At 67.4% G+C, this 17,737-nt stretch carries 17 protein-coding genes and 4 pseudogenes; 11 read left to right on the top strand and 10 right to left on the bottom strand.

Annotation, left to right across the window (positions count from 1 at the left end):
* The first annotated feature begins 78 nt into the window (after positions 1-78).
* From ACYQPG_RS01490 to ACYQPG_RS01475, 4 genes and pseudogenes are all read left to right on the top strand, one after another.
* Positions 79-357, top strand: coding sequence for a hypothetical protein (locus tag ACYQPG_RS01490; RefSeq protein WP_147909900.1), 279 nt, complete (start codon positions 79-81; stop codon positions 355-357).
* A 76-nt stretch (positions 358-433) separates the two neighbouring features.
* Positions 434-1,038 (top strand): annotated as a pseudogene (locus tag ACYQPG_RS01485) (Na+/H+ antiporter NhaA); the annotation flags it as partial.
* 131 nt (positions 1,039-1,169) lie between these two features.
* The gene (locus ACYQPG_RS01480; protein ID WP_147909899.1) at positions 1,170-1,940 is read left to right on the top strand and encodes a potassium channel family protein; all 771 of its coding nucleotides are present in this window, start codon (positions 1,170-1,172) and stop codon (positions 1,938-1,940) included.
* A gap of 104 nt (positions 1,941-2,044) precedes the next feature.
* Positions 2,045-3,074, top strand: a pseudogene (locus ACYQPG_RS01475) (ISL3 family transposase).
* A gap of 119 nt (positions 3,075-3,193) precedes the next feature.
* On the opposite strand, the gene ACYQPG_RS01470 reads toward ACYQPG_RS01475, so the two are convergent.
* Positions 3,194-3,889 carry a FadR/GntR family transcriptional regulator gene (locus tag ACYQPG_RS01470; RefSeq protein WP_419830979.1) on the bottom strand — a complete coding sequence of 232 codons (696 nt, stop codon included), beginning with the start codon at positions 3,887-3,889 and terminating at the stop codon, positions 3,194-3,196.
* 322 nt (positions 3,890-4,211) lie between these two features.
* On the opposite strand from ACYQPG_RS01470, the pseudogene ACYQPG_RS01465 reads away from it, so the two are divergent.
* Both ACYQPG_RS01465 and ACYQPG_RS01460 read left to right on the top strand, forming a co-directional pair.
* Positions 4,212-4,592: pseudogene (locus tag ACYQPG_RS01465) on the top strand (ATP-binding cassette domain-containing protein); the annotation flags it as partial.
* Positions 4,593-5,190: 598 nt separating this feature from the next.
* Entirely contained in the window at positions 5,191-5,682 is a 492-nt protein-coding gene (locus ACYQPG_RS01460) for a hypothetical protein (RefSeq protein WP_419831109.1), read from the top strand.
* A 22-nt stretch (positions 5,683-5,704) separates the two neighbouring features.
* Here ACYQPG_RS01460 and ACYQPG_RS01455 read toward each other — a convergent pair.
* Positions 5,705-6,070, bottom strand: a pseudogene (locus tag ACYQPG_RS01455) (hypothetical protein); the annotation flags it as partial.
* A gap of 123 nt (positions 6,071-6,193) precedes the next feature.
* On the opposite strand from ACYQPG_RS01455, the gene ACYQPG_RS01450 reads away from it, so the two are divergent.
* Together ACYQPG_RS01450 and ACYQPG_RS01445 are read left to right on the top strand one after the other, a co-directional pair.
* On the top strand, positions 6,194-6,376 hold the full coding sequence (locus ACYQPG_RS01450) for a hypothetical protein (RefSeq protein WP_147909917.1): 183 nt from the start codon (positions 6,194-6,196) through the stop codon (positions 6,374-6,376).
* An 88-nt stretch (positions 6,377-6,464) separates the two neighbouring features.
* Positions 6,465-6,689 carry a hypothetical protein gene (locus ACYQPG_RS01445; protein WP_147909918.1) on the top strand — a complete coding sequence of 75 codons (225 nt, stop codon included), beginning with the start codon at positions 6,465-6,467 and terminating at the stop codon, positions 6,687-6,689.
* A gap of 47 nt (positions 6,690-6,736) precedes the next feature.
* On the opposite strand, the gene ACYQPG_RS01440 is transcribed toward ACYQPG_RS01445, so the two are convergent.
* On the bottom strand, positions 6,737-7,207 hold the full coding sequence (locus tag ACYQPG_RS01440; RefSeq protein WP_461230061.1) for a cupin domain-containing protein: 471 nt from the start codon (positions 7,205-7,207) through the stop codon (positions 6,737-6,739).
* A gap of 584 nt (positions 7,208-7,791) precedes the next feature.
* On the opposite strand from ACYQPG_RS01440, the gene ACYQPG_RS01435 reads away from it, so the two are divergent.
* Positions 7,792-8,625: an outer membrane protein gene (locus ACYQPG_RS01435; protein WP_419830977.1), complete on the top strand. Its 834-nt coding sequence runs from the start codon at positions 7,792-7,794 to the stop codon at positions 8,623-8,625.
* Positions 8,626-9,428: 803 nt separating this feature from the next.
* Positions 9,429-9,611 (top strand): DUF3606 domain-containing protein, encoded by a 183-nt coding sequence (locus ACYQPG_RS01430; protein WP_003600567.1) that lies wholly within the window; start codon positions 9,429-9,431, stop codon positions 9,609-9,611.
* Between the two features lie 110 nt (positions 9,612-9,721).
* Here ACYQPG_RS01430 and ACYQPG_RS01425 read toward each other — a convergent pair whose 3' ends face one another.
* The 5 genes from ACYQPG_RS01425 to ACYQPG_RS01405 form a co-directional block, all read right to left on the bottom strand.
* The gene (locus tag ACYQPG_RS01425) at positions 9,722-11,131 is read right to left on the bottom strand and encodes an amidase (RefSeq protein ID WP_419830975.1); all 1,410 of its coding nucleotides are present in this window, start codon (positions 11,129-11,131) and stop codon (positions 9,722-9,724) included.
* Between the two features lie 147 nt (positions 11,132-11,278).
* Entirely contained in the window at positions 11,279-11,962 is a 684-nt protein-coding gene (locus tag ACYQPG_RS01420; RefSeq protein WP_461230060.1) for a type 1 glutamine amidotransferase domain-containing protein, read from the bottom strand.
* 99 nt (positions 11,963-12,061) lie between these two features.
* Entirely contained in the window at positions 12,062-12,304 is a 243-nt protein-coding gene (locus ACYQPG_RS01415; protein ID WP_147941822.1) for a hypothetical protein, read from the bottom strand.
* Between the two features lie 136 nt (positions 12,305-12,440).
* Positions 12,441-13,037 carry a TetR/AcrR family transcriptional regulator gene (locus ACYQPG_RS01410; RefSeq protein ID WP_147941823.1) on the bottom strand — a complete coding sequence of 199 codons (597 nt, stop codon included), beginning with the start codon at positions 13,035-13,037 and terminating at the stop codon, positions 12,441-12,443.
* A gap of 254 nt (positions 13,038-13,291) precedes the next feature.
* Complete coding sequence (locus tag ACYQPG_RS01405; RefSeq protein ID WP_246692700.1) at positions 13,292-13,462, bottom strand: hypothetical protein; 171 nt, start codon at positions 13,460-13,462, stop codon at positions 13,292-13,294.
* A 176-nt stretch (positions 13,463-13,638) separates the two neighbouring features.
* On the opposite strand from ACYQPG_RS01405, the gene ACYQPG_RS01400 reads away from it, so the two are divergent.
* Positions 13,639-15,969, top strand: coding sequence for an FdhF/YdeP family oxidoreductase (locus tag ACYQPG_RS01400; RefSeq protein ID WP_246692699.1), 2,331 nt, complete (start codon positions 13,639-13,641; stop codon positions 15,967-15,969).
* Between the two features lie 231 nt (positions 15,970-16,200).
* Here the strand turns inward: ACYQPG_RS01400 and ACYQPG_RS01395 are convergent, their stop codons facing one another.
* Both ACYQPG_RS01395 and ACYQPG_RS01390 read right to left on the bottom strand, forming a co-directional pair.
* Complete coding sequence (locus ACYQPG_RS01395) at positions 16,201-16,449, bottom strand: hypothetical protein (RefSeq protein ID WP_147908051.1); 249 nt, start codon at positions 16,447-16,449, stop codon at positions 16,201-16,203.
* Positions 16,446-17,231 (bottom strand): Crp/Fnr family transcriptional regulator, encoded by a 786-nt coding sequence (locus ACYQPG_RS01390; protein WP_461230059.1) that lies wholly within the window; start codon positions 17,229-17,231, stop codon positions 16,446-16,448. The genes ACYQPG_RS01395 and ACYQPG_RS01390 overlap by 4 nt, the downstream gene beginning before the upstream one ends.
* Between the last annotated feature and the right edge of the window lie 506 nt (positions 17,232-17,737).

The raw sequence follows: 17,737 nt of genomic DNA, 5'->3' as shown, positions 1-17,737 counted from the left end.
CAGCGCGATAACGTTGTCACCTCCTGCGCGACGGTCTACTTTCCGATAAAAATCCATTTTAGGACCTCAGAAGACTACATGCCATCAACGCCTCCTCGCCTCTCATTCTCACACGCCGGGCAGGACTTCATCGTCAAGGCGCGGCCGGTCGCGGACGGCATCGAGGTTCGCGGCTTCTGGCATGCCCGTTCACGGGGTCGGACGCGGTTCTTCGTCGTCGTGCCGTCTGAGGCCATCCAGAAGGCCCAACGGCCTGACTGGGCCGATCCGGTACAAGCCGCATTGAAGCTCGTGCGGACCCGGATCGTCACGGCGCTCGACGAAGGCGAGCCGCTCGTCGAGGAAACCCAGCCGTGAGAACCGACATCGCCCTCCCGTCACCGATTGGCCTGCAAGCCTTCGCCGACAGGGCCAGAGGGTATGCCGGTCGGCGGACGATCCGACCTCGCCACTGCACATCCTGGAGCACGCGGTCCATCCCGGGTCAGCTGACCTGATCCTGCCGGCCTTCGGCTGCGCCGACGCGGGCGTATCGCTGGCGGGAAACACGCCGCGGGTGCTCCTCGACCCGGCGACCGGACTTGAAGACGAACGGCTCGGCGTTGCGCTCGGCCTGTTTGTGGGCAAGCAGGCCGGGGGGGCGGGCTCGCCCCCGCTGCCGTGAGGCTCGGGCTGGCGCAGCGCCCCGCCCATACCGGATGGTGGGGGGTCTACGGCGTTACGCTCCTCTGCGGCGTCGGCTTCACCGTGAGCCTGTTCATCGGTCTGCGCGCCTGCGCAAAGGCGCCCGGGCTTGAGGCCGAGACCCAGGTCGGCGTGCTGATCGGCTTGCTGGCCTGCATGGCCCCCGGGGCGCTGGTGCTGCGGTTCGCCCCGGCCGGCCCGGCCCGGACCTCAGCCAGCGCCCAGCCGCTGCACCCGGCCGCATCAGCCTTCCTCGACCTCCCAGAACCGCGTGAAGCATCGTGCCGCCTCAGTTCCCAGGGCGCCGTCCCGGCGCCATCGACGGCCGTCTGTCCGATATCATCCTCGCCCTGACGGGGGTTCTACTCCTCGGGATGGGTGCCGTGATGGTGCTGTCGTGGCTTTTGGGGGATGAAGCGGGCGCCGTGGCCGGGTACGGCATCACGCGGGATTTCTGAGATCCACCCCTTACGGCCCTTCAACCAATGACGACGTTCACCGCGACGCTGCGCGAGCTCTACGAGGAGGACACCGGACGCGCACATCGCTTCCGCTACGGCCTGCTCGTCTTCGACGTCGCGACCATCGTCTTCGTGGTCGTCACCTCGTTCCTGCCGCTAAGCCCCTGGATCGTTGCCAGCGACGTGGCGCTTGGCCTGTGCGTACTGCTGGACTTCGCGGCCCGTCTGTTCATCAGCCCAGCGCCGCTGCGCGAGTTCCGGCACCTCAGCACCTGGACGGACGTGGTGGCGGTGGCCTCGTTCCTCGCCCCCGTGCTGGTCGAGGGCGTCGGCTTCCTGCGCATCCTGCGGACCTTGCGCCTGCTGCGGACCTACCACCTCTTGGAGCGGCTGCGGCAGGACAGCGACCTGTTCCGCCGCAACGAGGACGCGATCCTGGCCGCGACCAACCTCGTGGTCTTCGTGTTCACGATGACCGGCATCGTCTACGCCACGCAGCACGGCTCCAACCCGGCCATCCAGACGCCGGTCGACGCGCTGTACTTCACGGTGACCTCGCTGACGACGACGGGCTACGGCGACATTACCCTGCCGGGGCCGACCGGCCGGCTGTTGTCGGTCTTCGTGATGATCTGCGGCGTGACGCTGTTCTTCCGCCTCGCGCAGGTGGTGTTCCGCCCCTACAAGGTTCGCTTCCCCTGCAACGCATGCGGGCTGCAGCGCCATGAGCCGGACGCCGTGCACTGCAAGGCCTGCGGCACCCTCCTCAACATCCCCGACGAGGGTGCCTACTAGGGGCGAGATCTGGGTTCTTACGCACTTTTGGTGCTGAGCGGTGGTTTGGATGTTGATTCGCATGTTGGCCCGAGGGCAGTGCGATGCCGATCTCGAGCCCGTCCATGCCGTCGGTCCCGGACGGCCTGCACGTCGATGGTCTGACGCTGGACACGTCCGGGTTGCTGATCACCGCCCGAACCACGGCAACCCAAGCCTGCTGTCGGGGCTGCGGGCGTGCTTCGTCGCGGGTGCACAGCAGGTGTTGACGGACGTTCGACGACCTGCCCTGGCGGGACTCATCGGTGACGTTGCGGGTGCAGGTGCGCCGCTTCCGCTGCGGCCATTGCCGGGGGCGGATCTTTGCCGAACGCGTGCCGGGGCTGGGTGCGCGCAAGGCGCGCCGCAGCGACCGGTTGGCCAAGGCACAGACCGACATCGGCATGGTGCTGGGTGGTGAGGCCGGCGCAAGTTGTTGTGGCGGCTGGGGATGCCTGTCAGCGGCGACACCGGCCTGCGCCTGATCCGTCGTCGCGGGACCATACCGTCTCCGCCGCCGCGGGTCATCGGCATCGGCGATTGGGCGTGGCGGCGCGGCCGGTCCTACGGCACCATCGTGTGCGACTTGGAGCTGCGGCACGTCATCGATCTGTTGCCCGGCCGCTCGTCGGCACCGGTGCGGGACTGGCTCACCGCCCATCCGAGCGTGACCGTCGTCAGCCGTGACCGTTCGGGACCCTGCGCCGAGGCCGCGCGCACGGGAGCACCGACGGCGACGCCGGTCGCGGATCGCTGGCACTGCTCGTCAACGCTTCCGAGGCCCTGCGCGGCGTCGTCGAGCGGCACCAGTCCGAGATCCGAGGCATGGCGCACCGCGCCGTGCACGACCCCGATATACGCGCCTTCGCCGACCACCTGCGCCAGAACGATCCCACCGGACTGACGCCCTAGCTGGAAGCTGCAGCCGCGACCGATCTCGGCGGCTTCGTCACCGGGCTCCGGCAGGACGAGCCAGCCGTGCGCGCCGCCATCGTCGAGCTTCGGAGCACCGGCCCCGTCGAGGGGCAGGTCAACCGCCTCAAGGTGATCAAGCGGATCACGTACGGTCGCGCCGGTTTCAATCTCCAACGCCAACGCGACCTGCATGCTGCATGAGCCAGGATCGGCAAAGCTTAATCGGATGCCAAACCTTAAGCACCGAACGTGTGGAAGAATTACGCTTCGACAACGATCCACAGTCCAGCCGGGCCGAAGCGATCCGATTGGGCCCTGCTTCAACGCGGGTCGCTCCCGAGCCACCGGCGCTTCGACTGATCCAGATGCACGTGCATCAGGGCCTGGGCGAGCAGCGGATCCCCGACCTCGAGCGCAGACAGGATGGCCTCGTGCTCGGCCAAGGCGAGGGTCCAGGCGGTGACCGTCTCGAAGCGGTTGCGGAACTCGGTCGAGATCGGGCTGTGCCGCCCGTCGAAGAGTTCGCCGACGATGCGGGCTAGCACGCTATTGCCCGACTGCGCCGCGATCGTCGTGTGGAAAAGCCGGTCATGGTCGAGCGGCTTGCTCCCCTGCGCGATCGTCTCGCGCATCCCATCGACAGTCCGGCGCAGGATACTCACCGCCCCCTGCGTCATCCGGGGAACCGCCAGGACGACCACGGCGCCCTCGATGACCGCGCGGGCCTGCATGAGCTCGACTGGGCTATCGCCGATGATAGCGGCCCGGGGAGGGCGCGTCTCGCCGGAGGTCAGGACGTAGAGGCCCGAGCCCATCCGGATCTCGATCGTCCCCTCAATCTCCAGCGCGATCAACGCTTCCCGCAAGGACGGACGCGACACGCCGAGTTGCTGCGCCAGTTCGCGCTCGGCCGGAAGCCGATCCCCGGGTGCGAATGCACCATCCTGGATCAGGATGCGGATCTGGTCGGCGACCTGCTGGTAGAGCCTGCGCTCGTTCGTGCGAGGAGAAGGCAACTCATGTCCCATGACTGGCCTGACCAAATCTGCGCGCCCCAACGCCGCTTATGGGTTGCGGACTGAAAAAGCCATTCGACCTAGGGCTGTTTTGTGTCGATGTCCCACCATCCTTAATCCATGTCGCCGAAATTGGACTGACCAATTTTGGTGAAGCGCTATCGATCGGGCCTGTAACGAGTCTGCCCCCGAGAGCAGGCCGACGCCCACAGGGAGGGTTGCCGTGGTTTTCGACGGCGGATCGCACGTGCTTGAGCGCGAGGGGCGCGACGAGACGGACGCGCCGCCAGCGCGGGACCGGTCGACCGGTCCCGACGCGGTCATCCTGGCCCTTCACCAGATCGGCAAGACATTCGCCGGGGTCGTAGCGCTCGCGGATGTGAGCTTCGATCTCCGTCGCGGCGAGGTACATGCCGTCTGCGGAGAGAACGGTGCTGGGAAGTCGACGCTAATGAAGATCATCAGCGGCGTCTACACGCCGACGACCGGACGGATCCTCTACAAAGGAGTAGAGCGGCACTTCTCCTCGCCGCTGCAGGCCGAGAAGGCCGGGATCGCGATGATCCACCAGGAGCTGAACCTGGTGCCTCACCTGTCGGTGGCGGAGAACATCTACTTAGCTCGCGAGCCGCGGCGGGGGTTCTTGATCGACCGGGCCAAGCTTCGGGCCGATGCGCGGCGCTGCCTCGACCTGACCGGTATTTTGGACCGAGCCGATTGAGAGTGCCTACCGCGGACATGCGGCGAGCGAGGGACAATCTGGTTAACGGTCGGTGTCTACAGGACCGTATCGCGACCAGGCGCATGCGACCGCACGCTCCATTGGAAGCGCTAAGCCGTGAATGGGGAGGCGGTGAGGCCGCCCCATTCGAGGGACGTTCAGCGGTTGCCAGGCGTTCCGCTGGTCCCGCTTGGCTTCGAGCCTGACCCAGCGTCGTTGGCCCCCGTGCTGTTCGTCGTGCCGGAGCGGCTCATCCCGCCAGTTGAAGGGCCGCTGCCGGCCGCACCCGGGGATGAGCCTGAGCCCGCATCGTTCGGGCCGGTACTGTTCGCGGTTCCTGAACGGCTTGAGCCGCCAGCTCCACTTTCAGCAGCGAAGGCTGTGCTTCCGAGGGCGAGAATGGCTGCAACAACAAGCAGTGATGCCTTCATTAGCGTTCTCCCGTTGACCCGCCTCCCGAGTGCTTCGGGACCCTTGGGCGGTACTAGGGTAATCGTGCTCCCGTGAAGCTGTTCCTCGACGGGATGGTAGCTGCCGGAAGGCTTCGTCAACCCTTCGTGGCTCCCGACGAGAAGCCTTCGTGAAAGCTCGGATCGTTCCCGCCGCCGGGCTGAACGGCATCCGTAAAGTCACGGTTAGCTATCCCGGGAGAGCAAGCGGAACGGCAAGCTTGGCCGTCGGTTCCACCGACATGGAACACTACAGATCCACCCTCGCCACCACCGCGATTGCTGCCTTTGGGCTGCTCGCCGCCGCCCATGTCCTACATCCGGGCAACGACGAGAGGCCGGAGCGCACGGTGCGGGTTGTCATGGTCGCCAATGAAACGGCGGCCGGGCCGACGATCTGGGCCGATCCTCCGCGTAGGCTACACGGCAGTGAGCCTGCTGCGTTGATGGCGGACAGCGGCGCGCTGTTGGCCCGTCGCCCAACGATGCCCCTGCCGCCGGGGGTGGGGACATTGCCCAGGCTTTCGAGCACCTTGATACATCCAGCTGCCCAAAGTGGGACCGCCGACGGCGATCCGATCGGTGACCTGATCCGCAATCTCGACCGCGATCAGGATAGCTGACGGCTTTCTCGACCGTATCTCGGGCGTAGGGTCCACCGAATGGATCCCCCATCGCCTTCCGCTGGAACAGCGTGCGTCGGCGTCGGCGTTGGTGCTCCGGTCTGTCGCGGATCATGTGGCCGCGATGGCAGAAGGCTGCGCGGTTGGCGTCCGCGTTGTCGGCCGTGTCGTGATCCCGGTGGGCGGCTGCCGGGACGACACGGGTTCGGCGGTCGCGGCCGAGGATACCAGCGCCAGACCTGACCCGGATCCTACGGCCCCAGTCATCGCGCCGGCGGCCGGGTGTAGCATCCCGCCGACGCCCATCGCCGAGGTGGTAGACTATCGGCCCGTGCGGTCGCCCGCAGCGCTCACAGCGGCCCTGCGCCCGACCAAAGCGGATTGCCATCGACAGCTCGCGCCGGTCGAGCGGGTAGAGTGAGCGGTGCTCGGGCCGGATCGGCCTGGTGGCGGCATTGTGCCACCAGGTGTGAAGGAAGCGTCGCGGTAGGAAAGCCCCTACCTACCGCTCATGAACCTGTCCGACGTCGAAGTCTGGGCGTTCCTCACCATCGCCATCCTCGGCCTGTTCGTGCCGGTGATCATCGTGTGGTGGAAGGACCGCCCGATCCTGCCGGTCGCGGTGCTGAGCCTCGCGTTTTGGCCCGGCGCTCTGATCCTGGCGCTGCGGTTGCGACGGCGTCAGGATCTGTAACGTCAATCAGCGTCGGTGCCTGAACGATACCGACCGCGGGGATGTTTGCTCCTGGGCTGATCGAACCGATCGGTCTGGAGGAACGTCCATGTCGATCAAGACAATCGCTCTCGCTGCCGCGCTCACCGTCGCGATGGCAGGAGCAGCGATGGCGCAGACACCCGCCGGGGGCGGTAGCGCCGAAGGCAACATGAATAACCCGGGCAGCGTGAAGAGCTCGTCCCAGAAGCGGATGGGTGGCCAGACCGGCATGATGGGGCGGCGACACATGACCCGTCACCGGCATCATCACATGCGCCGCGCCCGCATGTGATTCCATGGTTCAGCCCCGCGGCTGCAAAACTGCGGGGCTCCTTCCCATCAGACGGGGCGACCGGCCACCTTCGCGGCTGACCCGTCTGCGATCTGTGCCTCGAGCTGTGCCCGGAAGTCGGCGATCCCCAGCACCTGCATCGTGCGCCCGTCCTTGTCGAGGAACTCGTAGAGCGCGTCTTCGATGTTGCGGTTGCTGAAGAAGACGATCGCATCCCGATCTCCGCCGCCCTCCTCGTGAGGTTCGCCATGGGCGGGCCCGGAGACGAAGCTGCCGCTGGGGCGGATCTCCTTCAGCGCACCGTTCGGGCGGTAGAACCGCAGTTCGCCCTGCATGACCAGCGTGACGTAAGGGCAGTGATGCCGGTGCAGCATCACCCGCTGGTTGGCGGCAAACTTGAAGAGCACGTCGACAATCCGGTTCTCCTCGTCGACCTTGTAGACGAAGAAGGCGATGTGATCGAGCCAATCCAGGGTGCGCCACGTGATGTTGGTCTGGTCGAAGCTGTGCCGATCCACGTATTTTCCTCCGTATTGTTTTATACGGAGCGATAAACGTAGCTATATCGCTTATGAGCCCCGCTAAATGCGGAGACTGGGACTTCCGTATCGCTGGGTCAAACTCGTCCGGTGCAGGTCTGCTACCCAGGGCGATACTCGCCACCGACCGGATCCACGAAAGCCTTCCTCAGGAACAGCAGCGGCCGCATCTGGAGGCGAGGACCGGAATTGTTGGCCGTATCATGCTCCCGAGGTGCAGCGGCCGGCATGACATGTGTCCGGCGGGCGCGGCCGGATCGGCATGGTGTGGCGTGAAGCCCCCAAGTGAAGTGCCACCTTGCAGTGAGCCTCACAATCCAAGCTGTGACTTGCGGGTCACAGTTCGCGGGCGCCGCCGCTGCATGATGCAACCAAATCGCAACCTAGTAGTTACGGCGCATGACGCAGTACATTGCGAAATACTTAGCGCGCACAAAGCCGCTTCATAAATGGTTTACTACGCCGTCTTGCTTCATCGGCGACAAGTGTGTCCGTAAAACTACAGCTATTTGGCTCATGGGCCGGTAGCCTTACCGTCAGATAGAAATCCCGGACCCAACACGATGACCAAGCTTCTCGCCTCCCTGGCCGCCTTCACCGCCCTGACCGGCGCCGCCTCGGCCGCCGACCTGCCGCGCCGCGCCGCCCCGCCGCCCGTGTTCACCCCGGTGCCGGTGTTCACCTGGACCGGCTTCTACGCGGGTTTCAACGCCGGCTACGCCTTCGACGCCAGCAGCCGCTCGAACAACTCCACCTTCGGCGTCCCGGCCCCGTTCGCCGTTCCCGGCACCACCGCCACCTTCCGCAACCGCAGCCAGGACGGCTTCTCCGGCGGCGCGCAGATCGGCTACAACGTCCAGTTCACCCCGGGTTCGGGCGTGGTCGTCGGCATCGAGGCCGACGCCCAGTACCTCGACTTCGGCCGTAGCCGGAACAACGCCTTCGTGAACGGCGCCGTCGCCCCGGGCTTCTACGTCACCGACCCGCGCGGCCTGTCGAGCCTCGACTACTTCGGCACCGTGCGCGGCCGCCTCGGCTACGCCTTCGACCGCACCCTCGTGTACGGCACCGGCGGCTTCGCCTACGGCTCGGGCAGCGCCGACCGCTCGTTCGGCGGCTACGCCGGCAACGACAGCTTCCGCACCGGCTACGCCGTCGGCGGCGGTGTCGAGTTCGCCCTCCCCACCGAGTCGTTCCTGAACTTCTTCCGGTCCTCGGCCGTGACGTTCAAGATCGAAGGTCTGTACGTCAACCTGGAGCGCGGCAACCGCAACCAGGGCGCCCTGGTCGTCAACGCCGCCAACCTCGTCCCGGTGGCCTACAGCGCCATCGGTCGTCGCGACGACGAGTTCGCCGTCGTCCGCGCCGGCCTGAACTACAAGTTCGGCTCGTACTAGTATCGGATCGCGCTCCTCACGGCCTCAACGCCGGGAGATGTGGCCGGTGGGCGAGAGGTGTTGGTCCTCCTCCTCGCTCCCCGCCGCGGAAGGCGCCGGCAACTTGTCGGCCTCCGGATCCCCAGCCCGATCAATCTGGCCGCGAGGTCGGCAACACCCTGGGAGCACCCGCTCCTGGGGTGTTTTTCATTTCTGTTTCGGCCTGGCGCGCTGATCCCGACGCTGCGTTTGCAACGCTGTCACGATCCGTCACTTCAATCCGTGTGGGAGCCTGAACCGCGATGGGGACGGGCCCCCGGGCTGACTGGATCAGACGTCTTCACAGTGTGGTCATGCTCACGCCTTTCCCGGGCTCATCGCCGGTCACGATTTCGGCTCCCGGGTCGCGGGCTTCTGCGCCCTGGCCCGGCCCGACGTGTTCGGATCGGTCGTCCTGATGAGCGCGCCGTTTGCGAGGGCGCCCACCCGCGACGCCCTCGCGGACAGTCCGCGACCGCCCGCGCAGGATCCGATCCACGCCGCTTTGACCGGTCTGCCGCGCCCGCGCGACGAGCACCATCACCGGGACTTCGCCTCCCCGGCCGCGGCGCCCGACATGGCCGGCAGCCCGACACAGGGCGCCGCGTTCCTGCGCGCCGACTTCCATCACAAGAGCGCCGACCGGCCGGGCAACCCGCCGCATCGGTGCGCTGCGTGGCCCCATGGGTCTGGGCATCGCTGCGATTCCCCCGCATGTCTCGCGCCCGAGAGGTTCGTCGCGCGCCTCCTCCTAACCCGCAGTCACCAACACAACAGGATTTCCCATGGCTGGCCTCAAGGACAAGCGTGGCTTCATCGATAAGGACCGGCTCGATCTGTCGGAACGCAAGGCCGTCGAGTTCTGGATGAAGCGCTGGGGCGTCACCCAGGACCAGCTGACGGCGGCGCATCGGAAGGTCGGCCGGATGACGAAGGACATCGCCGCGGAGCTGGGCAAGAAGCGGTAGGCGCATCTGCGCCCCGACGGGGCAGCGCGTCAGGTCGGGGCGCCGATCGTGAGTTGGAGGCAGCATCCGGCTTCGTAAGCGCGATCCCGCGGGACAAGCGCGACGGCGGCCTACAGGTTCGGGTGCAGCCCACGCACCGGGCTCGCCGCCTCCAGCAGCGCGGCGACGTGCAGGATCGTCGATTCGGCCTGCCAGCTGCCGACGACCTGGACGTTGATCGGCAGTCCCTCGCCGCTCGTCCCGAACCGCATCGACAGGCCGGGCAGGCCGGTGACGTTCAGCGGCACGGTCGCGCCCTGGAGGTAGGTGGCGTCGACGGTCTGCCCGTTGATAACGAAGTGCGTGACGCCGTGCTTGTGGGCCGGGATCGGCAGGACCGGGGTGATCAGCGCGTCGTAGCGCCGGAAGTAGTCGGCGTAGCCGTCCCGCAGCCGCTCCGCCGCCTGCTCGGCCGCGATGTAGTCGTCCATCGACGAGTCCGGGAGCGCCAGCATGGTCCTGGCCATGGTGTAGATCTCGTCCCGGCTCCGGCCCTCCGTCGCCTCCCGGAAGGCCGGCTTCATCTCCATGACGTGCAGCGTGTTGAAGACGTCGAGGGCGAAGTCACGCTCCAGCGCCGGGATGCGCACGGCCTCCACGACGCAGCCCGCGGCCTTGAGGGCCTCGGCCGCCGCCCGGACGGTGGCGGCGACCTCGGGATCGATTGGGCCGAAGCCCGGCTCGACCAGCCAGCCCACCCGGAGCGGACGGCCGGGCGCGGAGCCCAGGCCGGCATCGGCGGCGACGGTGCGGGACGCGTAGCCGTCCTCGCCGTCGGGACCGGACAGGAGCGAGAAGGCCAGCGCGAGGTCCCGGATGGAGCGGGCCATCGGGCCGACATGCCAGAAGCGCCGCGGCGCGCGCGGCCAGATCCCCGTCATCGGCACCCGCCCGTGGGTCGGCTTCAGCGAGACGATCCCGGTCTGCGCGGCCGGGCCCCGGACCGAGATGGCGAGGTCGGTGCCGAGGCCCAGCGGCGACATACCCGCCGCGATGGCCGCCGACTCGCCCCCGCTCGACCCGCCGGGCGTCCGCTCGAGGTCCCAGGGGTTGTTCGAGCGACCGGAGAGCAGGTTGTCGCTCTCGATCCAGTATGAGAATTCCGGCAGGTTGGTCTTGGCCAGCAGGATCGCCCCGGCGGCCTTGAGGCGGGCGACGCTCGTGGCGTCCGCGGTGGGGATGCGGCCCCGGAAGATCGGCGACCCGCGCTGGGTCGGGACGCCGGCGGTGTCGATCGAATCCTTGACGGTGAACGGCACCCCGTGCAGGGGCCCGATCTCGCCCCCGGCCAGGATCGCGGCTTCGGCCGCGCGGGCGCCCTCGAGCGCCCGCTCCGCCACGGTGACGATGGCGTTGACCTTGGGATCGACGGCCGCGATGCGGTCGAGGTGGGCCTGCATGACCTCCACCGGCGAGACCTGGCGGGTGCGGATCAGCGCGGCGAGCTGGGTCGCGTCCGAGAAGACGATATCGTTTGTCATGGGCCGGTGTCCTTCGCGATGGATGTCGAGGGGGGAGGCTTCTGCCGACGTGCGGACCTCAGTCGGGCCGGCGGCGTCGCCCCGGGGCCGGTCGCCGCCCGCGCGGATGCGCGGGCGGACGGTGTCCGGGGACGGAGGGCGGTGTCGTCAGCCGTTCGCGAGATGCGCGAGGAGACGCTCGGCGGCCGGCCCGGACGAGGCCGGGTTCTGGCCGGTGATGAGCAGGCCGTCGGCCACCACGTACGGCGCCCAGTCGCCGGCCTTGGAGAACCGGCCGCCGTTCCGGCGCAGCGCATCCTCGACCAGGAGGGGAACGACCTCGGTGAGGCCGACCGCCTCCTCCTCGGTGTTCGTGAACCCGGTGACGGCCTTGCCCTGGACGAGCGGCGTCCCGTCGGGGGCCTTCGCGTGGCGCAGGACGCCGGGGGCATGGCAGACGAGGGTGGCGGGCTTGCCGGCCGCCAGCGTCGTCTCGATCAGCCTGATCGAGACGGGGTCCTCGGCGAGGTCCCAAAGCGGACCGTGGCCGCCCGGATAGAACACGGCGTCGAACCCGTCATGGGAGACGGCATCGAGCCGGGTCGTGGTCTCGAGCGCCGCCAGCGCTTCCTCGTCCGCCTCGAACCGGCGCGTCGCGTCGGTCTGCGAACCCGGCTCGCTGCTCTTCGGGTCCAGCGGCGGCCGTCCGCCCCGGGGCGAGGCCAGCACGATCTCGGCGCCGGCATCCTTGAACACGTAGTAGGGCGCGGCGAGCTCTTCCAGCCAGAAACCGGTTTTGCGGCTGGTGTCGCCGAGCTGATCGTGGGAGGTCAGCACCATCAGGATCTTCATCGTCGTTCTCCGTGATCGTTCAGGTCGAAGGGAAGCTTCCGGCAGCCGATCGATCGATCGGCCGGGATTTCACATGGCATGGGGGACGCCGAGGCGGCGTCAGTGCGCCTTCGACGGATCGTCCGCGCGCTGCTCTTGCGCGGATCCCGTCTCGGCCGGCCGAACCTGCGGGTTCACGCGGCGGCCGTCGTCGAGCCTGCTGCCGGCCATGCGGACTGCGCCGATGGTCTCCAGGGTGATCCGCTCCTGCGCCATGGCCGCGGAGGTGCCGAGCAGGGCGGCGCTCATCAACCCGGCGGTGACGAGGGCGGGGACGGCTGCAGTCTTCGTTCCGTGGGGCATGAGCTCGCTCCTTGCGTGGTGTCCTCGCCTCCGCCAGTTCGGGGAGGCTTCATCGTTTACTTGAGTAGACCAGTCGTCTAGTAGTTCGACACGAGCAGGCACGGTTCGACCGCCCGCGCCGTACCTCGGGCTCGCGTCAGGCGAGTCCGAGGATCTGTCGCGTCGTCGTCATCGCGGCCTCGAACGGCGCGTCGGTCCGCACGATCTTCGCCATCAGGCTCGCGCCGAGCCACACGTGATAGAGCGCCTCGGCGGTGGCGTGGGGCGTGCCCTCCACCTTCAAGGAGCCCTCCGCGGCCCCCGCCTCGATCGCCCGCGCCAGCCGTTCGATGATCCCGGCGGTCCCGCCCTTGAGGGCGAGCCGCATGGCCTCGGACAGGTCCGAGACTTCCGCGGCGAGCTTCACCGCCAGGCACTTGCGCTGATAATCGACGCTGCCCTGCGTCGCCTGCCATTTGCGCCAGTAGTTCATCAGGCGCTCGGCGTGGTCCAAGCCGGGCTCGGCGAGCGTCGCATCCAGAGCGGCGAGATACCCCTCGAAGTAATCGGCCAGGAGCGCCTCGCCGAAAGCCTCCTTCGAGCCGAAGTAGTGGTAGAACGATCCCTTCGGGACCCCGGCCGAAGCCAGGATCTCGTTGAGCCCGACCCCGGAAAACCCCTTCGCGCCCACCAGGCCGTAGGCGGTGTCGAGAATCTCCTGCCGGGTGTCGGTATGCGTGTTGAGGCGTGCCATGACGCTGAGATAGCCCTGATTAGACCGGTCGTCTAGTACCTGGCCCCTTCTTTTTTCGCCAAGGCTTCGAAAGCCTCCCGGCGAAGCGAATCCGTGGCGGGGCCGCGCTGGCGCAGCACCACGGACCTCTGGTCGGCGCTGGTCCGTCTGCACGAGCCGGCCTCAACCTGTGCGACCAAGGCCGCCGGGCAAGGGGGCCGGGCAAGGGGGAGGCGGGTCGAAAGACGTGCGCCTCACGCGCCGCGACAGCCCGCCTAGCGGCTCCCGCCCCGTACCCGGCGACCCACGACGATCGCCGCGGTCGCGATGCCGACGAGCAGGAGCATCGGGTGGAGCCCGGTTCGTGCCGAGGCCCGGTTCAAAGCAACTTCCACACCGCCGGCGATATTGACGACGGCCGGCACCACGCGCGTATCCAGGAACATCTTCGGGGCACTGGGTCCCGAAGGTTTCCTCAGCATGTAGTCGTATCCAACGGTCATATTAACCTCTGTTATAAACATAAGATATGGGTGGGTATTATTCGCAAGTGTGTGCGGTTTTCGGGAAACACGGATCGACGGCAGGTGTTTCCTTGTCATTCAGGTTCGGAGTGCGCCTCTTGGAAAAGCCGACGTTCAAGCCCTACCGACGTCCCTCCGGCGGATGGGGATCGGCGTTCTCGGTCGGCAACATCCTGAGGCGTGAGGGCGTCCTGGCGAGTGTCCCGGTCGCGTTGACGCGTCACAACAAGGTCGACGGCTACCAGTGCAACAGCTGCGCCTGGGTGAAGCCGGCAAGCCCGCTCCCGTTCGAGTTCTGTGAGAACGGGGTCAAGGCCGTCGCCTGGGAGCTGACATCCCACCGGTGCACGCCGGACTTCTTCGCCGCCCACACGGTGACCGAACTCCGCGACTGGGACGATTACCATCTCGAACAGACCGGCCGCCTGACGCATCCGCTGCGCTACGATGCGACCAGCGACACCTACGTGCCGGTGTCATGGGGCCATGCGGTCGAGGAGATCGCCCGCGAATTGCGCGCGGTCGAGGACCGCAAGAAGGGAACGGTGTTCTACAGCTCCGGCCGCCTGTCCAACGAGGGCAGCTACCTCTACCAGCTCTTCGCCCGGATCTACGGCAACAACAACCTGCCGGACAGTTCCAACATGTGCCACGAGACGACCTCGGTCGCCTTGCCGGCGAGCATCGGGCAGGCCATCGGCACCGTGGCGCTCGACGACTTCGCCAAGGCCGACTGCCTGCTCTTCTTCGGCCAGAACCCGGGCAGCAACTCGCCGCGCATGCTCCACCCGTTGCAGGAGGCGAGTCGGCGCGGCGTGCCGATCATCACATACAACCCCCTGCGCGAACGCGGGCTCGAGCGCTTCCTGAACCCGCAATCGCCGACGGAAATGCTGACCCGCAAGGACACCCGGATCAGCTCGCAATACCATCAGGTCAAGGCGGGCGGCGACCTCGCGGCGCTCACCGGGATCTGCAAGGCGGTGGTGGCCCTGCACGACGAGGCGCTGGCGGCCGGCGGGGCGGCGGTGCTCGATGAAGCCTTCATCAAGGACCACACGCACGGCTTCGAGACCTTCGTGGCCTGGTTGCGGGCACAAGACTGGGACGTGCTCGAGCGCCGCTCGGGGCTGCACCGGGCGGACATGGAATCGACCGCGATGGTCTACAGCCGGTCGCGGACCGTGATCGGCGTCTACGGCATGGGGCTGACCCAGCACCGGGCCGGGGTCGAAACCGTGCAGATGCTGGTGAACCTCTTGATGCTGCGCGGCAATATGGGTCGCGATGGCGCCGGGATCTGCCCGGTGCGCGGGCATTCCAACGTCCAGGGGCAGCGCACGGTCGGGATCACCGAGAAGCCCGAGCTGTTCCCGCTCACGCGGCTCGGCGAGCAGTTCGATTTCGAGCCGCCCCGCGAGCCCGGATACAACACGGTCGAGGCCTGCGAGGCCGTCCTCAAAGGCGATGTCCGGGCCTTCGTGATGCTCGGCGGCAACTTCGTGCGCGCCATCCCCGATCACGGTCAGATGGAGCCGGCCTGGCGCCGGTTGCGCCTGACCGTCAACGTGATCACCAAGCTCAACCGAAGCGCGCTGCTTCCGGGGGAGATCAGCTACATCCTGCCGGTGATCGGGCGACTGGAGATCGATGAGACCGCGGCCGGCCAGCAGGTCCTCTCCATGGAGGACACCTCGGCCTGCGTCCACGGCAACCGCGGCCTGCGCAAGCCCGCCTCGCCGCACCTGATCAGCGAGATCCGCCTGATCTGCGAACTCGCCCTTAAGGTGCTCGATCCGAACCCGCGGGTGCGGTGGACGGATTACATGACCGACTACGCCGAGATCCGCCGGGAGATCAGCGCGACGCTGCCGGATTCGTTCTGGGACTACGAGCGGCGCATGTGGGAGCCCGGCGGCTTCCAGCGCGACCTGCCGGTGAAGCGGCGCGAGTGGCGCACCGATACGGGCCGGGCCAATTTCGTCACGCCGGGCGGGCTGGACGAGGATGCGGACATGCCCGATGTCGGGCACGACGTGCTGCGCCTGATGACGCTGCGCAGCAACGACCAGTTCAACACCACGGTCTACGGCTACGATGACCGGTTCCGCGGCATCAACAACACCCGCAAGGTGGTGCTGATGAACCGCTCGGACATCGACCGCCTGGGTTTGAAGGTCGGGCAGGCCGTGACGCTGAAGACATGCGCCGACGACGGCGTCGACCGTCGGCTCGCCGGCATGCTCGTCGTCGCCTACGACGTCCCGATCGGGTGCATCGGCGGGTACTACCCGGAATGCAACGTCCTGATGCCGATCTGGCACTATGCCGTCGGCAGCAAGACGCCCGCGGCCAAGACCGTCCCGGTCACCGTGCACCCGGAAGGCGACCGCGTGCTGGAACCGCAGCTGGCGGACGCCGCAGGTTAGCGCATCGTCCCGAAAGGTGGCCACCGGCTTTCGGAAGGAGACGATGCGGATCGAGGAGATCAAGCATCGTCCCGAAAGGTGGCCACCGGCTTTCGGAAGGAGACGATGCGGATCGGGAAGGTCGCGCATCGTCCTGGACGACAGGAACTGCACCTCGGCGGCCTCACCCACGCTCTCATGGCGAGATCCGACCGGCGCGCCCGGCCCGATCCCGCCCGGCGCGGGTCGCACTCAGACGACTTGAAGGCCGAGCCGTCCGCAGATCCAGTCCTGCGCCGCCTCGATGTCGGCGAATGTCGGCGGGCACGGATCGTCTACCACGCCGAACCCGGCCTCGAGGAACCACTTGCCGGCATCGGCCTCGTGCAGGTCCGAGAGCCGCACGAGGACCGCGACGAGGAAGCCTTCGTGAAAGACGAGCTGGCTCTCCTGATCCTCGCTCCCGGTGCCGACCTGCACGGGTTGAAGGCGTAGGCTCATGCCGCGTCCCTCCCCCCGAGATGCAGATAGTTCGGCTTGAACTCGGCGAACGCCTCCAGGCCCGCGAGATCCGAGATCGTTACCTCCTGCCCCGAGAACGCGATCAGGCCGCGCCGCTGCAGGTTGATCAGGACGCGGTTGACGTGCACGGCGGCCAGCCCGGTGGTGTCGGCCAGGTCATCCTGGGTGACCGGAAGCGCGTAGCTCTGGCCCTGGCCGGCCGTGCGGCCGACGGCGCGCAGCCGCAACAGCAATTCGCAGAGCAGATGCGCGATGCGCTCGTCCGCGGAGCGGCGGCCGATGTTGACCAGCCATTCGCGCAGGGTCGCCTCGTCCACCAGGGTCGCCAGCCGCAGGGCGTGAGTGATGCCGGGATGGCGTTCGAGCAGGCCCTGGATGGTGAGGAGGTCGATCCGCACCACGTGACACGTGGAGAGCGTGCCGATCGCATGGTCCATGGCCTTCAGCAGCGCCACGTCGAGGTCGCAGTAATCGCCCGGAACCAGGTAGGCCATGATCTGGCGCGCGCCGCTCGCCCGGAGCTTGTAGCGGCAGGCGATGCCGTCGAGGATCAGGTAGACGCCGTCCGGTTTGTCACCCTCCCGGATCAGGGCGGTCCCGGGCTCGATGACCTGCGGGTTCGCGCTGATCCGCTGCAGCACGTCCTTGTCCTCCGCCGAGAGCTTGGCCAGGCTCTCGAGCTTCGCGATCAGAGGATTGTTCGTTGCCCCGGCGGGAGGCTTCGCACCGCCACCGGTATTCGTCCTGTCGTCGTCCTGCATCGCCTCTCACCTGGGTCACGCACGGGGAATACGATCCCGTATTCGCCATCCGGCGGGGGCTGTTTAGATCAGCGCTTCGTGCATCGATACCCTGTCCAACGGTCGCAATACAAAGCGTCGGATATCGCACACGGGGTGCGGGCCGAGCGGCCCTGTCCGCCGCAGATCGCCTGATCCGCGACGGATGCATGCGGGCATGCGCCCGCTCGACTCTGCGACCCCTTGCACGGCCATTCCACCCCTGCATCGCCTGCTTCAGCGCCACGGGCGGACATGTCGGCGCCACGGAGCCGATGTGCAGAATAGGCGCCAATTCGCCGGCCGAATCTAAACCAGGATATTTTTCGGTTCGATTTTCAGAGGTAAGTTGAACAAATCGAAGGCTCTTTCAGCAGCATAGCGCCTGCTGTGTCAGGTTGTCGACTGCAGCCGATTGCCGGTCCCGCGGGTGTGGGGCGCGATCTACTGTAACCGGGGCTTCTTCTGCGAAGCTTCGATCCACCGAA

The organism is Methylobacterium sp. CM6246, from assembly GCF_054818005.1.
The sequence above is the reverse complement of the archived record's forward strand: the minus strand, read 5'-3'. Positions and strand labels throughout refer to the sequence as shown.

Excerpts from the sequence above, each read along its gene's own strand:
- ACYQPG_RS01490 (WP_147909900.1), top strand. The coding sequence starts at position 79 with ATGCCATCAACGCCTCCTCGCCTCTCATTCTCACACGCCGGGCAGGAC.
- ACYQPG_RS01480 (WP_147909899.1), top strand. The coding sequence starts at position 1,170 with ATGACGACGTTCACCGCGACGCTGCGCGAGCTCTACGAGGAGGACACC.
- ACYQPG_RS01450 (WP_147909917.1), top strand. The coding sequence starts at position 6,194 with ATGAACCTGTCCGACGTCGAAGTCTGGGCGTTCCTCACCATCGCCATC.
- ACYQPG_RS01445 (WP_147909918.1), top strand. The coding sequence starts at position 6,465 with ATGTCGATCAAGACAATCGCTCTCGCTGCCGCGCTCACCGTCGCGATG.
- ACYQPG_RS01435 (WP_419830977.1), top strand. The coding sequence starts at position 7,792 with ATGACCAAGCTTCTCGCCTCCCTGGCCGCCTTCACCGCCCTGACCGGC.
- ACYQPG_RS01430 (WP_003600567.1), top strand. The coding sequence starts at position 9,429 with ATGGCTGGCCTCAAGGACAAGCGTGGCTTCATCGATAAGGACCGGCTC.
- ACYQPG_RS01425 (WP_419830975.1), bottom strand. The coding sequence starts at position 11,131 with ATGACAAACGATATCGTCTTCTCGGACGCGACCCAGCTCGCCGCGCTG.
- ACYQPG_RS01420 (WP_461230060.1), bottom strand. The coding sequence starts at position 11,962 with ATGAAGATCCTGATGGTGCTGACCTCCCACGATCAGCTCGGCGACACC.
- ACYQPG_RS01415 (WP_147941822.1), bottom strand. The coding sequence starts at position 12,304 with ATGCCCCACGGAACGAAGACTGCAGCCGTCCCCGCCCTCGTCACCGCC.
- ACYQPG_RS01410 (WP_147941823.1), bottom strand. The coding sequence starts at position 13,037 with ATGGCACGCCTCAACACGCATACCGACACCCGGCAGGAGATTCTCGAC.
- ACYQPG_RS01405 (WP_246692700.1), bottom strand. The coding sequence starts at position 13,462 with ATGTTCCTGGATACGCGCGTGGTGCCGGCCGTCGTCAATATCGCCGGC.
- ACYQPG_RS01395 (WP_147908051.1), bottom strand. The coding sequence starts at position 16,449 with ATGAGCCTACGCCTTCAACCCGTGCAGGTCGGCACCGGGAGCGAGGAT.
- ACYQPG_RS01390 (WP_461230059.1), bottom strand. The coding sequence starts at position 17,231 with ATGCAGGACGACGACAGGACGAATACCGGTGGCGGTGCGAAGCCTCCC.